Raw genomic sequence first — 12,385 nt, forward strand, 5'->3', positions numbered from 1 at the left:
CTTCATATTATGTGCAAAATGGAGAAGATTAAGAGTGTCGGCATTTAAAGGAGTGAACCTATGAAGAACAAACGTAGTCCGTTACGGGTATTCGCCTTGGGAGGGCTAGGCGAAATCGGAAAGAACATGTATGTAGTGGAATATATGGATGACATTGTTGTCATTGATTCAGGCTTGAAGTTTCCAGAAGAAGAAATGCTTGGAATCGATCTCGTTATCCCTGATGTTTCATATCTAAGTGAAAATCAGGATAGAGTCCGCGGGATCGTCTTAACTCACGGTCATGAGGACCATATAGGTGCATTGCCTTTTGTTTTGAAGGAACTGGATGTACCTTTGTATGGCACTAAGCTCACTTTGGGTCTCGCCAAGGTCAAGCTCCAGGAGCATGGCCTGATCAACCGGATAAAGATTCACGAAATTAGTGACAATACGGTACTAAATCTTGGGGAGCTTAGCCTCTCGTTTTTCCGTGTCAACCACAGTATACCTGACGCGGTAGGTATTGCTGTGGATACGCCTGAGGGTATTATTGTACATACAGGGGATTTTAAGTTTGATTATACCCCTGTTGGAGAAAAAGCTGATCTAGCCAAGATGGCAGCTCTAGGAGAAAAAGGAGTCCTTTGCTTGCTTTCAGACAGCACCAACAGTGAACGACCTGGGCATACACTGTCTGAGCGCACCGTTGGAGAAACGATTAAAGAAGTGTTTCACAAGTCTGATGGACGCATTATTTTTGCGACCTTTGCTTCAAACGTATACCGTTTACAACAGGTAATTGAAGCAGCAGATCTTTATGGACGAAAGATTGCGGTAATCGGGCGCAGTATGGAAAACGTATTTCGCATTGGGGCGGAGCTAGGGTATCTCAATATCCCTACGGGTATGTTGATTGATGTCAATGAAATTGACCGTTTTTCTGCTAATCAAGTGGTTATCGTTTGTACAGGAAGTCAGGGTGAACCCATGGCAGCTCTAACTCGAATTGCCACGGGATCGCATCGTACCGTAAAGATCTATCCGGGAGATACGGTCATCATTGCAGCGCAGCCGATTCCAGGAAACGCAAGGTTTGTAGGAAGAACGATTGATCTGCTCATGCGAGCGGGTGCAGAGGTTGTTTTTGGATCTGTTTCGGGCTTCCACGTTTCGGGTCATGGTAGTCAAGAAGAATTGAAGTTGATGCTTAATCTTATTAAACCCAAATACTTTATTCCGATCCACGGTGAGTACCGCATGCTTGTTATGCATAAGAAGCTTGCAGAGGAGACAGGTGTGCCTAGCAGCAATATCTTTATTCTAGATAATGGAGACCCCGTTGAGTTTCTTGATGGAGTGGCCACGAAGGCGGCTAAGCTTCCATCCGGCATGGTCCTCATAGATGGCAAAGGGGTAGGGGACATTGGGAACATTGTATTGCGTGACCGCCGAAAATTGTCTGAAGACGGCTTAATCGTGGTTGTTGTCACGATCAATAAAGAGCAGTGGAAGATTGTGAGCGGACCTGACTTGGTAACACGAGGCTTTGTTTATGTTAGAGAGTCAGAGGAAATGCTCAATGAAGCTACTCGTTTGGTTCAGCAGTCCCTGCAGAGGTTAACGGAAAGAAACGTGAAAGAGTGGTCACAGTTGAAATCTAAGGTTATTGATGTACTAGAACCTTATTTCTACGAGAAGACGCAACGCAAACCCATGATCCTTCCAGTTATTATGGAAGTATAGGAATAAGGGAAAAGGCAATAGCTGTCAGCTATTGCCTTTTTTTAGCATCCAAGCACCCTTGAGATAGCCTCTAGCACTCGATCAGATTGAAAGGGTTTCACAATAAAGTCCTTTGCTCCTGATTTTATGGCGTCAAGAACCATTCCTTGCTGTCCCATAGCAGAGCACATGATAATTTTCGCTCCTGGGGAAGTGGATATAATTTGTTTAACTGCATCAATGCCATTCATATCCGGCATGGTGATATCCATGGTCACAAAGTCTGGGTTCAAGAGCTTATATTTTTGGACAGCTTCTTCTCCGGTAGAAGCCTCACCGATAACGGTATGCCCGTTATCTTCTAGAATCCTTTTTAACATGGTGCGCATAAATAAAGCATCGTCAACCACAAGTGCTGTTGCCAATGAGTTGTCCTCCTTTTGTCTCCACCTAAATCGAAATCTATTAGCTCCCTATTCTATCATAACAATACTTCTGTGAAGAATGAAGAAATTTTTGGAGTTGACATCTTCTCAGGTGGGGCTTAATATTTGAACCATATCGATAAAAATAGAGAGAATAGGGAGAGGAAACTGATGCAATCAGTCCAGATGGGATCCATCTTACAGAAGAGAAGCATGGGACTGACAGAACAGCAATGGGTGGCGTTGCTCGAAGAGTTAGAGAAAAAAGATTTATACCTTGTCATCCAATCCGATAACCCCTGTATGACCAAGAGTCCTATTGGTGGGTTTATGCCAGCTGCGTCTAAGAACGATCGTTTTATACTTCAGACGAGTGAAGACTTGAAGCAGCACGGTTTGCCTGAAGGGCACTATATTTTGAATAAAAAAGAAATCATGGAAAAAGGGCCATCCCTTCAGGTTTAATCGCCTGAAGGGTTCGGCCCTTTTGTACTACTTTACCTTATGATACTCTTCAGGAGAAAAACCATGAGCATTCAATGACTTCATAATCCATTCGGGTTTCATTGTTTCTGTGTCAACCGTAATGGTGACTAGATCAGCCAGAGGATCGATTTGAATGCTAGAGATCCCGACAATCCCGTCTAAGATCTCATGGATTTGATTCCTCGTTTCGTCGCTTGTCATTCCTAGGTTAACAAGCTGGTATGTTTCTTCATCGGATGAACCCATAACGTCCCCTACAAATAAACGGGGAAGAAAGGTTCCAATTGCAATCGCCAGAATAAGTCCCAGTACAAAATAGTATTTTTTGTTCATTTCGCACCTCCACAGATTAGTTAAGCTTAGATTGCTACAGGTCTAGAAGATTTATACAATTTTTCAATAAAAAAAGGAAAAAGCCACCTTTTCACATGAAATATTGTTAAAATAAAAGTAAAACTGCCGTGGAGATGAAGGAGAGAGGAAGGATAAAGGTGGTAGGAATGCTCAAATGGTATATGGATCTTTGTTTGACCCCTGTATATTGGAACGCCTGCTTCACTCAGACTATGCTTGACTCGATTTCAGTACCATCCCAGCAAAAGAAAATTGCTTTAATTGCATGTGTGAAACAAAAAAAAGAAGGGACTCACCAAGCCTGTGATCTGTTTACGTCGGCCTGGTTTGTCAAAACAAAAGAATACGTTGAAAAAGCGGATTTTGATGGGTACTATATCCTTTCTGCGAAATATCACTTACTTTCTCCATTCGAGGAAATTGAAGACTACACCGAGCATTTAAACCAGTTTAAGTCTGAGCAAATTGAGAGGTGGGCTCAACTTACTGCACAACAAATCAAGGAAAAAAATTTAGATCAAGATCAATTGTACGTCTTCGGAAGCGGTAAATATCGCTCCATCGCCTCCTATCTTCCAGATACCCATATCGAAGAACCGTTGAAGGGAATGGGAATCTCACAGCAAATGTCATGGATGCACCAACAATCCCTGCAGTACGCACCAGATTAAAATAGTGTATAATGGGGAAGGAATAAAAGTATTTTGATTAACAATCCATTGAAAACGGTTGAGGTGAACAAGCTGTGTTTGGTTTAGGTAAGAAAAAAAGCTTTGATCTTCTAGTTCTAAAGCCAGAAATAAATGAAAATACACAGGGACGCAAGTTCGTTCAAATTCTTTTCCCGTCCATTGCTGCCAATGACTTCGTACAGCTGATGATTCGTCTACAGAAATCAAAGTTAAATACGATAGAGTCTCTTGGTGAAATAGGGGGATTTTCTATTCTAACGCACATTGAAGGATTAGAGAAAATAACCGTTATGGACGAAGTGCAGCCAGAAGCTGATCCTATTCCCTTCCAGGATTTTTCTAATCAGCTACTTAATCGCTTTAACAGCATGCTGAACCATGACGAAAATGAGGAAGATCGAGAAGAAGAAGATTTACTCGAAGAAGATGGTCAGGATGACTTGGTTTATTTCATTGGTGAATTTACATTAATGAAAGATGGAAGTTTCTAGAGCCGAATGGCTCTTTTTTTCATTTGAAGTAGGAAATTTGTCGAAGATGTCGAATGGTAAGAGAGTAGAGTTTTTTGCAACAGGAGGTTTATTAATGATTAAGAGTTTTCTTAAAAAAGTCTTTTCTTCGAATACCGAGTCTGTGGTGTCAGAAGAACATTCAGCTTCTCCAGAAACTGCGCAGGATACTCTGAATTCGAACATGTTTGAGGAAACAACTAAATTAACTGACTATACAGTTGAAGAGGTAATCATACAAAAGGAATGGATTGAAAAGCATCTGACCAAGGATTGGAGCAACTTGGTTCATCACTGTTATGAGTCAGCCTTGCAAGATCTATCCGCTCAACCTAGGCGAATTCGCATTCGATTGGAAGAAGCGATAATTGAACAAATGGATGCTATCTTTGCTAAACGACTAGGAAAATATCTTCACCTCTGTGAGCAAGAGGTAGTTGAATTTACGTATTTTCTTGATAAGCTCGATCCTCATACGATGGAAATCTATAAAACGTATGCCCTGCCTCAGAGAGTAAGTGAGTTGAATGGATTTCTTCAAGAACGTTGTTTTATGATCTATGAGACGGCAGAAGCACTGATGAGAGATTATCATCAAGAAATCGAACAATACTTCGAATCGCTTGAGATCCCCATGGGAGAAAACTTTTTTGAAGAGTTTGAGCAGTGGCGGTACTCTGTTCTTCAGAAGCATGAAGAAGAAGAACAACAGCTGGCTTCTACGACCTTATCCGTTCAACGTAATGAAACCATGATGATTAAAGTCTCCAGAGAAGAAGTTGAAAACGAAAATATACATCAGTTGGATCATTATATGGCTGAAGCTTTAAGGACTCCAGAATCAGCAAAAAGCTATGAAGGAAGCCTGCTTTTTTCCTTTTACGGCTATGCTAAGGATGGGGAGCTTCTGGACCTTATGGGTCGCAAGGAAATAAAAGATTGGGCGTCCTTGCTTGTAGAAAAGCACCCTCACATCTTTTATTTCCTTAATAATGAAGATTATCCGATGACCCGTTTTCTCACTTCATTAGTCGTAACGACCGAGGTGGAGGATGACGCCGTATATTACAATGAAGAAGAGTTGGAGGATTTCCAGGCCTATATACAAGAATCTTTATCCAAGCTTGCGACCTGGTTGGGAGAAGACGAATTGGCTGTTCTTCACAGGTTTAACAGTCATTTTCAGTGAGTTTTCTTTACCGTTTAGGAACATTCGCCTAACTTCAAGCATATAGTATTTATAATCATATTCTCACCTATCCAAGGGGATGAAGTTTAAGGGAGCGATTATATGCCTAGTGAAATAGCGGTTGGAAATGTCCTAGAGGGCCAGGTTACTGCAATAAAAGAATACGGTGCTTTTGTTTCGCTTTCGGCAGGACGTTCGGGGCTTGTACATATCTCGCAAATAGCAAGCGAATATGTCAAGCAGGTAGAGGATTATCTCTCAGTGGGAGAAACGGTGAAAGTTAAGGTTATTGATATTTCAGATACAGGTAAGGTCTCCTTATCCATTAAGCAAGTTGCTCCTTTGGAAAGAAAAGACGGGAAGAAACCAGAGGCTCTACGCGAGCGTAGGTCGCCCGCACGTGCGGATTCCAGTCCAGCAGGTCGTCCACCCAGAAAGGAACGACAGGACACGGGAAAAGATAAGCTGAACTCCTTAGAAGAAAAGCTTAAAAAATGGATGAAATCGAGTGAAGAAAGGATGCAGGATTTAGCGTCCAAACAAAAGAGAAAATAAAGAAGGGCGGTATTCTTCGAGAATACCGCTTTTTCCAGTTTACGGTATAATATGGAGGAGGAAATGCGGTTTCCCCAAAAAAAGGTCCAGGAGGTAAACATGAAGGTTCCTTTATCGAAGCAAACAGTCGGCTGCATTCTCGATGAGCCTAGATTTTCAGACCTCTATTTCCTTATTCGAGAAGAGGGGCAGCTCTACTTCTCAAGAGAGGACAGTCTTGGCAAGATGGATATCATTATTGTTTTTGATAATATCGACGACTTTACCGAATCGTCAGGCAGCAATATTTTGTTGGAGTGCAAAACGTATAAAGATCGTATGATTTTCGTGGTTTGGACTTTAACCGACCCAGAGAATCCGCTTGGCTTTCCAATCGCTTTTTCCATGACCGACAGGGTTGAAAGAGAACAATTTCGTAGGTTAATTGAACAAGAGCAGGTTTGGATTCACTATCTGGCCATCGAGGAGGAAAGCTTGATTCATATTTTTTCAGAAGCTTATACTCTACCACAGCAAGAAAAAGAGGAGTGGTTCCAACAGGTCAAAGCCTTAATGGACCACAATTCGTCTGAGCAGAGCAAAGATGATCAGGAAGAACCATTAATCAGAAGTGCTATGGGTGTTTCAGAGAAGCTACTTCTGCAGGAGGGGATCGGATATGCGCTGGATTTCACCTCATTAGTGAATAAGTATGGAGTACAGCAAGCTGAAGAAAGACTGTTAGAGTCATTGCTACATGCTCTATCTTCCATTAAGAATCATCCGTCAAGTGGCGTAAGAGAATCTACATTCCTCTTGTGGGTGGAGGAGAAAAGAGAATGGGGAAAGGATGGGAAAGAAGCCAGGCTGCTGACTGTGTATATGAGCCCTCCCCTCACCGAGCTGTTAGCCGTAGTACACGATCAGCAAATGGAAGAAAACCCAATCAGTACAGCCCTCTTATCGATGCCTGAGTTTCTTGTAACGGTCCAGGGAAGACCCATTGAAGAAGGCGCGTTTCCTATCATGGAGTACAACCGGGGTGAAGTCATCCATCTAGAGCTGGATGAAGAATTCCAGGAAAGGCTATCCAAGCTTTATGATGGCCCAGGGGAAAAAAATCCTTATATAGGAGGGAAGAAAAGTGGGGAAGCCGAAACAAATAACCACTAAAGACTTACTCCAATCTGCTAGGCAACAATTAATTAAAAACGGACAAGGAAAAATTACGCTTAAAAACGTAGCAGAAACTGCGGGAGTTACTCAAGGAGTCGTATATTACCATTTCAAATCCAAGGATCGACTCTTGATCTCCTTGCTAGAAGAGGTAATGGGGAAGGAGCTTCTGCATATTCAAGAGCTTCAGAAGGACAAAAATCCTCAAGAGGCTTTAAAGAGTTTGATCTCGGAAGAAATGTACAAGGCTCAGATCTCGTCGGAGCAACACCAGCTTTTATTTGAGTTAGTTTCATTATCCTTTCATAATAAGGAGATGCGAAGCGCAATGGGACAAGCCTTCCAAAAAAGGCTGGGGCTCTTGTATGAATGTACAGGAGAAAAGGAAATGGTCAGCCGTCTGCTGCTTGCCATAATGGATGGGTTAGCCTTGCAAGCCTTATTCGATCCGGCATTTAGGGAGAAGGAGGCGTATGAACTAGCAAAAAAATGGATACTCTCTTTGAGGGAAGAATAATCCTGGTTTGCTAGCAAAGACTAAGTCAAGAAAAGAGCCGCGAGGAGGTACTTCTCTTGTCCTATATGTGTCCTTTATGTAACGGGTTTGATGCAAATCGCACCTTCCACTGCCCTACCTGCAGCGAGGTGATGGTAGACAGCGGAAGGCTGATGGATTATTTCGATGATTATAGCGCTTATCTGGAGATAGATGGGATGAAAAAAGTTGATGGCTTTCCGGATGACACATCCAGCCACCAGTGTCCACATGTGTTGACCTGTCCCACCTGCGGAAGTGAAATCACTCAGATGATCTCTGAATTCTATATCCCTTAAAAGAAAGGGATTAAAAACAAAAGGGTTCGCCCTAGGAACCCTTTAAGCCATCAATAGCATGCTTCTTCATAAACCTGTGGTTTCATTTGAGACCACTTTACCTTAAATAACTGCTTGTTTTTCCCGCCATATCCCATCATCCAAAACCCATATTCCTCAAAAAGAAAGGTTGAAAAGTGCATTTTCTGCCAGAAGAGCATGTTCTCTGGTGCACTCTCTAAAAGAATGGAGTAATGATGTTCTTTAGCGTAGAGCTTGAGGAGGTTTACGATCTCTTCTCCTATGCCATGAGAACGATATGACTGCGGAACGCGGATTAAGCCTAGATATATGGCTTCATGGGTTTCATCCAGATTAAAGTCCAACATAACATTATCTGCGACCATGCCTGCATCCCGCATGGTCTCATTCCATCGAAACATATGGCGATGATGGGGAAGAAGCTCGTAAGTATAAAAAATATCGTGCTTCTGAAAAATGTTTTCTACTTCTGAGATTAGTTCAATCATTGTCATATGACCTTTCACCCCAAGGTGATCAATTCTACTTGCATTGTATAGCATTTCTTCTCTTTTCACTCAAACGACATGTGTCAAAATCTCTACAAAATCCATACAGTTGTGTGAACAGTGAACGTTCCTACAAAAACACATAGAAATCATTGATATAGCCTACCCTATAACATAGGAGGTGATGTATCCATGACAAAAAAAGAAACAGAAATAAAAATGCCTCGTTTTGATCAGTTAACCGATAGAGTGATTGCCCAGGCCTCTCCTGGTCCATTGATTGGTGCAAAGACAAATCTTGATCCGGAGAATCCAGAAGAATATAACCCTTATAGGCTTCAAGAAACTCCAATTGAAGAAAAAAAGGGGGGAGAATTTAATGGCTGATTGGCAATTAATTCACGGAATGCAGAACAAGCTGGTACAACCAGGGGTGTATGGTACTGCTCTGAATCCGCTTATCGAAGAAATCAACGTGGATGTTGGACGCACCATTACTAGTCTTGATGACGGTTGGGAAAAAATTTCCAATACAGATGAATAACAATTTCTTTTTATTCCACGAAGTGGTATAATAGACCAAACACTGCGTGGTCTTTTTTTTTGTAAATTTTTAGATGGACAAGACTCCAACGTCAATTAAATAGGGAGGGTTTATAATCCTATGAACCAGTTGTTAGCAGGAAAGAATTACATTATCATGGGAGTGGCCAATAAAAGAAGCATAGCGTGGGGAATTGCACAATCCTTACATCAAGCTGGAGCCAACCTGATTTTTACTTATCAAGGAGAGCGTTTAAAGAAAAGTGTCGAAGAGCTTGTGGATAGCTTAAAACCAGAAAGAAAAATCTTAATTTCTTGCGATGTTACCAATGATGCAGATATAGAACAAGCCTTTCAGCAAATTAAACAAGAGGTTGGAGTTGTTCATGGCTTAGCCCATTGTATTGCTTTTGCTAAGACAGAGGAATTAGAAGGCGAGTTTGTCAACACTTCAAGAGAGGGGTATGCTCTTGCTCAAGATATCAGCGCATTCTCCTTAGTGGCTGTATCCAAGGCTGTAAAAGATCTCATGACAGAAGGCGGGAGCATTGTTACTCTTACCTATCTTGGCGGTGAACGCGTCATTCAGAATTATAACGTAATGGGAGTGGCGAAGGCAGCCTTAGATGCTTCCGTCATGTATCTTGCTGCTGACTTAGGCAAGTATAATATCAGAGTGAATGCCATCTCTGCTGGACCTATCCGCACGTTAGCTGCCAAGGGGATTGGAAACTTCAACCAAATCTTGAATATGATCGAAGAAAAAGCACCTATGCGCCGAACCATAGATCAAACAGAAGTAGGGGATACGGCACTTTTCCTCATGAGTCACTTGTCTAGAGGAGTAACAGGTGAAGTGATTCACGTGGATGCCGGGTATCACATTCTAGGTTATTAATCATAAACAATGGCTAACCCCATCTTGGAGGTTAGCCTGTTTTTGTATATTTTGTTGTTTGGTACCGAATAATGAGATTAGGATTTTTCAGCCTGCAGATAATCCGCTATTTCAGCTAATTTACTTTGGACCGCATTCCATATGGGTTCAGGTATTTTCATTGCAGGCTTAAGTTTGACTATATGTCCATTACGTTTCAGACTAGGTCTGCCAATCCGAAGAACATCGTGGTGATTCGTGTGGGATTGAACTTCTCTCTTCGTCGGAATAAGCAGACAGTAAACATTCTGGGTTGCGGAATCTTGGATGGTTAGCTGATACGTAGCTTCTTCCGCCTTGCCACAACGTTTAAAACCTTGTTGAATGAGTGTCGAGTCAACTAACGAAAACGATTTCACAAGTCCATGTAAACATTTATCCTTTAATTGCACGTGTGTTCCTCCCTTTTTGATAGCGATTAGACCGAAAGAGGAAAAAACAGCGACTTATCGTTGATGTAGATAGTGAAATCATATGAAGAATGGTGAAGAAAAAGAAGGGTTTTAGATAAAAAAAGAATAGGGAGGATGAAAATGGTCGATCTTCATTCACATACGACAGCATCAGACGGGACATATGAACCTGAGGAAAATGTAAAAAGAGCCAGAGAAAAGGGGTTGCAGGCCTTAGGGATTACAGACCATGATACCGTAGCCGGAATACCTGCAGCGCTAGAGGCTTCTCACCAGTGGAACATAGAGGTGGTTCCAGGTATTGAAATCAGTACGGTGGATCAAAATCAAGATGTTCACGTTCTTGGTTACTACATTAATTATCAAGATAAGCAGTTTCTTTCTCGACTAGAGGAGCTGCGCGCTACTCGAGATCGGCGCAATGAGATGCTTGTTCATAATTTACAGGCCTTAGGGATAGATATAACACTAGATGAAGTGGCTGCTCGCAGAAAGATGGACGAGGGAAACCTGGGGAGGCCCCATATTGCTGAGGTGCTTATGGGGAAAGGGATTGTCTCGAGCATGGAGGAGGCCTTTGAAAAATACCTAGGGAAAACAGGTAAGGCCTATGCTAATCCTCCGCGAATTGGACCTGAGGATGCCATCGACTGGATTAAACAAGCAGGAGGCGTTCCCGTATTGGCTCATCCAGGCTTATATGGGGATGATCAAATGGTCCTTAGGCTGATAGAATACGGATTAGAAGGAATTGAAGCCTTTCATACCGACCACACAAAAGAACAAGAAGACTATTATGCGGAATTAGCCAATCGATTTGGCTTAATCTGTACAGCGGGTTCGGATTTTCACGGGGAAAGAAATGGAGTCATTTTTCATGGAGACTTGGGTACCCGCAAGACAAGCTATGAGATCGTGCTTCAACTAAAGAAGAAGGCAGCAGAAAGAGCTGGGGACTAAGCCTCCAGCTCTTTTTCCATTGCTAGATGTTCAATATCAGCTTCTACAAACACATCTCCAACTGATTCGTAGCCTAACCTTCTATAAAAGGGGACGGCTTGCAGCTGAGAGTTAAGCTTCAGACGAGTATATCCAAGAGAAGCAGCTTGTTCTTCTATTCTTTTCATAATCATGGCTCCGATACCCGCTCCACGATTGCTGCTCATGACGGCAACTCTTTCCACTTTCGCAATGCCAGGGGCGTATGTTCTTATCCTGGCTGCTCCGATGGGGCTATTTTCGTTATAGGCAACAAAGTGCAAGGTAGTCGGGGCATCATCATGACTATCGTATTCAAGCTCAGCAGGCACCTTCTGTTCATGAACAAAAACAGCATGTCGGACGAAATGGGCGTCATTTTTCTCCTCAGTAGAGCTTACTAAGCGAACGTTTATTTCTGGCCAAGTAGGAAGGTTTGATGGGTTGTCCATGTTTTATCACCTAGTTGATATAGTAGGGAAATGCGGTCAATCTTGCTCTTAAGGTTTAAGTTAATCATTTTTAATCTCCCATAGACATCATGAAACTCGTCTTCAATCATATCCTGGGCGATGGTCAAATGCGGTACAAAAACGTATTTTTCCTCGCGTTTTAGCGGACCTTCATTTAGTTTACTGTGCAAGGTTTGTAAAGACGACGGGTCTTGCACGCCAAAAAAAAGAACGGGATTGGTCGGGTAAAACGTTTTTATTTTATGGAAAAGGAGCTCAAAAGGCTCGGTATCTTTGGCGATCTGTTCAATTTGTTCAATAATGGCCGGCAGGTTTTCGTCGGAGGCTTCAAATGGCCATTTCAGCTTTAGGTGCGGCTGGATTAGCGCGTAGTGAGAATCGTATCTTTTACGATAGGAATTCGCCCGTTCTTGAACCTCATGTCCAGGAAATATGGCAACAGTGTATTTCAAGGGTATCCCTCCTTTGAATGGTTAGTTCTTATTTTAGCATGTATGGTCAATTTATTGCCAATCTCTTCAAAAAAAGGGTCAGGTGCTATCTCTATTTTTGACCACATAGAATGGTTTATGAACTATATAGAGTAAGGAATTTTCTAATATCTTTTTTTTTCATCCTATCATATTATA

Annotated in this window: 19 protein-coding genes; 13 read left to right on the top strand and 6 right to left on the bottom strand. The window is 42.1% G+C overall.

Annotated features, from left to right (window positions below; all coding sequences use genetic code 11):
- The first annotated feature begins 60 nt into the window (after positions 1-60).
- Positions 61-1,725 carry a ribonuclease J1 gene (rnjA, locus tag EIZ58_RS08725; RefSeq protein ID WP_134700212.1) on the top strand — a complete coding sequence of 555 codons (1,665 nt, stop codon included), beginning with the start codon at positions 61-63 and terminating at the stop codon, positions 1,723-1,725.
- A 41-nt stretch (positions 1,726-1,766) separates the two neighbouring features.
- Here the strand turns inward: rnjA and EIZ58_RS08730 are convergent, their stop codons facing one another.
- A complete protein-coding gene (locus tag EIZ58_RS08730; protein ID WP_134700213.1) occupies positions 1,767-2,129 on the bottom strand; it encodes a response regulator in 363 nt (120 codons plus the stop codon).
- A gap of 171 nt (positions 2,130-2,300) precedes the next feature.
- Here EIZ58_RS08730 and EIZ58_RS08735 point away from each other — a divergent pair, with 171 nt between their 5' ends.
- Positions 2,301-2,594, top strand: coding sequence for a hypothetical protein (locus tag EIZ58_RS08735; RefSeq protein WP_134700214.1), 294 nt, complete (start codon positions 2,301-2,303; stop codon positions 2,592-2,594).
- A gap of 27 nt (positions 2,595-2,621) precedes the next feature.
- Here EIZ58_RS08735 and EIZ58_RS08740 read toward each other — a convergent pair whose 3' ends face one another.
- A complete protein-coding gene (locus EIZ58_RS08740) occupies positions 2,622-2,948 on the bottom strand; it encodes a hypothetical protein (protein ID WP_134700215.1) in 327 nt (108 codons plus the stop codon).
- Positions 2,949-3,115: 167 nt separating this feature from the next.
- On the opposite strand from EIZ58_RS08740, the gene EIZ58_RS08745 reads away from it, so the two are divergent.
- From EIZ58_RS08745 to EIZ58_RS08775, 7 genes are all read left to right on the top strand, one after another.
- Positions 3,116-3,640, top strand: coding sequence for a DUF6884 domain-containing protein (locus tag EIZ58_RS08745; protein ID WP_134700216.1), 525 nt, complete (start codon positions 3,116-3,118; stop codon positions 3,638-3,640).
- Between the two features lie 74 nt (positions 3,641-3,714).
- Entirely contained in the window at positions 3,715-4,152 is a 438-nt protein-coding gene (locus EIZ58_RS08750; protein WP_134700217.1) for a hypothetical protein, read from the top strand.
- A 94-nt stretch (positions 4,153-4,246) separates the two neighbouring features.
- The gene (locus tag EIZ58_RS08755) at positions 4,247-5,359 is read left to right on the top strand and encodes a hypothetical protein (RefSeq protein WP_134700218.1); all 1,113 of its coding nucleotides are present in this window, start codon (positions 4,247-4,249) and stop codon (positions 5,357-5,359) included.
- Positions 5,360-5,461: 102 nt separating this feature from the next.
- Complete coding sequence (locus EIZ58_RS08760) at positions 5,462-5,914, top strand: S1 RNA-binding domain-containing protein (protein WP_134700219.1); 453 nt, start codon at positions 5,462-5,464, stop codon at positions 5,912-5,914.
- Between the two features lie 99 nt (positions 5,915-6,013).
- On the top strand, positions 6,014-7,066 hold the full coding sequence (locus EIZ58_RS08765; protein ID WP_134700220.1) for a hypothetical protein: 1,053 nt from the start codon (positions 6,014-6,016) through the stop codon (positions 7,064-7,066).
- Positions 7,038-7,586 carry a TetR/AcrR family transcriptional regulator gene (locus EIZ58_RS08770; protein WP_134700221.1) on the top strand — a complete coding sequence of 183 codons (549 nt, stop codon included), beginning with the start codon at positions 7,038-7,040 and terminating at the stop codon, positions 7,584-7,586. The genes EIZ58_RS08765 and EIZ58_RS08770 overlap by 29 nt, the downstream gene beginning before the upstream one ends.
- A gap of 65 nt (positions 7,587-7,651) precedes the next feature.
- A complete protein-coding gene (locus tag EIZ58_RS08775; RefSeq protein WP_134700950.1) occupies positions 7,652-7,903 on the top strand; it encodes a hypothetical protein in 252 nt (83 codons plus the stop codon).
- Between the two features lie 50 nt (positions 7,904-7,953).
- On the opposite strand, the gene EIZ58_RS08780 is transcribed toward EIZ58_RS08775, so the two are convergent.
- On the bottom strand, positions 7,954-8,418 hold the full coding sequence (locus EIZ58_RS08780) for a hypothetical protein (protein ID WP_134700222.1): 465 nt from the start codon (positions 8,416-8,418) through the stop codon (positions 7,954-7,956).
- Positions 8,419-8,604: 186 nt separating this feature from the next.
- Between EIZ58_RS08780 and EIZ58_RS08785 the strand changes: the two genes are divergently transcribed.
- The 3 genes from EIZ58_RS08785 to fabI all read left to right on the top strand — a co-directional run bounded on the left by EIZ58_RS08785 (position 8,605) and on the right by fabI (position 9,853).
- Positions 8,605-8,799 carry a hypothetical protein gene (locus EIZ58_RS08785; RefSeq protein WP_134700223.1) on the top strand — a complete coding sequence of 65 codons (195 nt, stop codon included), beginning with the start codon at positions 8,605-8,607 and terminating at the stop codon, positions 8,797-8,799.
- Positions 8,792-8,956 carry a hypothetical protein gene (locus EIZ58_RS33210; RefSeq protein ID WP_167577576.1) on the top strand — a complete coding sequence of 55 codons (165 nt, stop codon included), beginning with the start codon at positions 8,792-8,794 and terminating at the stop codon, positions 8,954-8,956. The genes EIZ58_RS08785 and EIZ58_RS33210 overlap by 8 nt, the downstream gene beginning before the upstream one ends.
- Positions 8,957-9,076: 120 nt before the next feature.
- Entirely contained in the window at positions 9,077-9,853 is a 777-nt protein-coding gene (gene fabI / locus EIZ58_RS08790) for an enoyl-ACP reductase FabI (RefSeq protein WP_134700224.1), read from the top strand.
- Positions 9,854-9,930: 77 nt separating this feature from the next.
- Here the strand turns inward: fabI and EIZ58_RS08795 are convergent, their stop codons facing one another.
- A complete protein-coding gene (locus EIZ58_RS08795; protein WP_134700225.1) occupies positions 9,931-10,284 on the bottom strand; it encodes a hypothetical protein in 354 nt (117 codons plus the stop codon).
- 141 nt (positions 10,285-10,425) lie between these two features.
- Between EIZ58_RS08795 and EIZ58_RS08800 the strand changes: the two genes are divergently transcribed.
- A complete protein-coding gene (locus EIZ58_RS08800) occupies positions 10,426-11,265 on the top strand; it encodes a PHP domain-containing protein (RefSeq protein ID WP_370297641.1) in 840 nt (279 codons plus the stop codon).
- Here EIZ58_RS08800 and EIZ58_RS08805 read toward each other — a convergent pair.
- Together EIZ58_RS08805 and EIZ58_RS08810 are read right to left on the bottom strand one after the other, a co-directional pair.
- Positions 11,262-11,735: a GNAT family N-acetyltransferase gene (locus tag EIZ58_RS08805; protein WP_134700227.1), complete on the bottom strand. Its 474-nt coding sequence runs from the start codon at positions 11,733-11,735 to the stop codon at positions 11,262-11,264. The two genes, EIZ58_RS08800 and EIZ58_RS08805, sit on opposite strands and share 4 nt — an antisense overlap.
- Entirely contained in the window at positions 11,696-12,208 is a 513-nt protein-coding gene (locus tag EIZ58_RS08810) for a 2'-5' RNA ligase family protein (protein WP_167577577.1), read from the bottom strand. The genes EIZ58_RS08805 and EIZ58_RS08810 overlap by 40 nt, the downstream gene beginning before the upstream one ends.
- Between the last annotated feature and the right edge of the window lie 177 nt (positions 12,209-12,385).

It is taken from the genome of Ammoniphilus sp. YIM 78166 (genome assembly GCF_004522215.1).
Lineage (GTDB): Bacteria > Bacillota > Bacilli > Aneurinibacillales > RAOX-1 > YIM-78166.

What these genes read in the sequence shown, in the direction of transcription:
- EIZ58_RS08800 (WP_370297641.1), top strand. Translation starts at nt 10,426, where the DNA reads ATGGTCGATCTTCATTCACATACGACAGCATCAGACGGGACATATGAA.
- EIZ58_RS08780 (WP_134700222.1), bottom strand. Translation starts at nt 8,418, where the DNA reads ATGACAATGATTGAACTAATCTCAGAAGTAGAAAACATTTTTCAGAAG.
- EIZ58_RS08805 (WP_134700227.1), bottom strand. Translation starts at nt 11,735, where the DNA reads ATGGACAACCCATCAAACCTTCCTACTTGGCCAGAAATAAACGTTCGC.
- EIZ58_RS08740 (WP_134700215.1), bottom strand. Translation starts at nt 2,948, where the DNA reads ATGAACAAAAAATACTATTTTGTACTGGGACTTATTCTGGCGATTGCA.
- EIZ58_RS33210 (WP_167577576.1), top strand. Translation starts at nt 8,792, where the DNA reads ATGGCTGATTGGCAATTAATTCACGGAATGCAGAACAAGCTGGTACAA.
- EIZ58_RS08775 (WP_134700950.1), top strand. Translation starts at nt 7,652, where the DNA reads ATGTGTCCTTTATGTAACGGGTTTGATGCAAATCGCACCTTCCACTGC.
- EIZ58_RS08735 (WP_134700214.1), top strand. Translation starts at nt 2,301, where the DNA reads ATGCAATCAGTCCAGATGGGATCCATCTTACAGAAGAGAAGCATGGGA.
- fabI (WP_134700224.1), top strand. Translation starts at nt 9,077, where the DNA reads ATGAACCAGTTGTTAGCAGGAAAGAATTACATTATCATGGGAGTGGCC.
- EIZ58_RS08765 (WP_134700220.1), top strand. Translation starts at nt 6,014, where the DNA reads ATGAAGGTTCCTTTATCGAAGCAAACAGTCGGCTGCATTCTCGATGAG.
- EIZ58_RS08760 (WP_134700219.1), top strand. Translation starts at nt 5,462, where the DNA reads ATGCCTAGTGAAATAGCGGTTGGAAATGTCCTAGAGGGCCAGGTTACT.
- EIZ58_RS08785 (WP_134700223.1), top strand. Translation starts at nt 8,605, where the DNA reads ATGACAAAAAAAGAAACAGAAATAAAAATGCCTCGTTTTGATCAGTTA.
- EIZ58_RS08745 (WP_134700216.1), top strand. Translation starts at nt 3,116, where the DNA reads ATGCTCAAATGGTATATGGATCTTTGTTTGACCCCTGTATATTGGAAC.
- EIZ58_RS08755 (WP_134700218.1), top strand. Translation starts at nt 4,247, where the DNA reads ATGATTAAGAGTTTTCTTAAAAAAGTCTTTTCTTCGAATACCGAGTCT.
- rnjA (WP_134700212.1), top strand. Translation starts at nt 61, where the DNA reads ATGAAGAACAAACGTAGTCCGTTACGGGTATTCGCCTTGGGAGGGCTA.